General features: G+C 68.1%; 1 protein-coding gene. It reads right to left on the bottom strand.

Features of this window, described 5'->3' with window-relative positions:
* Positions 1-609, bottom strand: a 609-nt coding sequence (locus QN219_RS33805; RefSeq protein WP_284004768.1) for a VCBS domain-containing protein, incomplete at both ends; no start/stop codon positions are given.

Raw genomic sequence — 609 nt, forward strand, 5'->3', positions numbered from 1 at the left:
TCCACACAACCGATACCCCGCCGGCAGCCGCAGACGTGTATAACAAACACGCTCGACACCATCGTGCCGGTCGCCGTCAGCGGTCCGGTCACCGGCGTGACGTCGTCGGCGGCCAGGCCGCTCTCGCTCACCGCGCCGCTGATCACCGACGTGGCGCCGATCACCGGCGCGTCATTGGTGCCGGTGATGGTGATCGTCACCGTCTGGGTGTCGGTGGCGCCGTTGTCGTCGGTGACCGTCACCTGATAGCTGAGCGTGATCGTCTCGCCGGCGCCGAGGAACTGCACCAGCGCGTTCGGCACCTGATAGTTCCAGCCGCCTGCCGCCGCGGTAAAGCCCTCCGTCAGCGTGTCGATCTGCGCCTGCGTCAGCGCGCCACCGTTCCATACCGGCTGCCCCGCCGGCGTGCCCGTCACCGTCAGGGTCTCGTTGGCGTCGACGTCTGAAAGCGTGATCGTGCCGCCCGCCGTCAGATTGCCGCCGACAACCGCGATGTCTTCGGTCACCGCGCCGCTTGTCGTCGCGGTGACCACCGGCGCGTCGTTGGTGCCGGTGATGGTGATCGTCACCGTCTCAGTGTCGGTGGCACCGTCGCCATCGGTGACCGTC

Source organism: Sinorhizobium sp. 8-89, assembly GCF_030124325.1.
Classification (GTDB): domain Bacteria; phylum Pseudomonadota; class Alphaproteobacteria; order Rhizobiales; family Rhizobiaceae; genus Sinorhizobium.